Source organism: Belnapia sp. AC561 (genome assembly GCF_979252845.1).
In genome coordinates, this window is record NZ_CEEDBP010000257.1 from 1 (window position 1) to 266 (window position 266).

At 63.5% G+C, this 266-nt stretch carries 1 protein-coding gene; it reads left to right on the forward strand.

The window, feature by feature from the left end:
* A partial coding sequence (locus tag AC0IW9_RS30985; protein ID WP_471652138.1) for a YfbK domain-containing protein occupies positions 1–266 on the forward strand: 266 nt, incomplete at both ends.

Genomic DNA, 266 nt, shown 5'->3' on the forward strand with positions numbered 1-266 from the left:
GAATTCAACCCTGCCCAGGTCAGTGAGTACCGTCTGCTCGGTTACGAGAACCGCGCGCTGAAGCGTGAAGACTTCAGCAACGACAAGGTCGATGCCGGCGACATCGGTGCCGGGCACAGCGTGACCGCGCTGTACGAGATCGTGCCGGTCGGCAACCAGGGCTGGTTGGAGCCGCTGCGCTATCGTCAGGCGGCGCAAGCGACCTCGGGCGATAGCGAACTGGCCTGGCTGCGCATTCGTTACAAGACGCCCGAGCAGAACAGCAG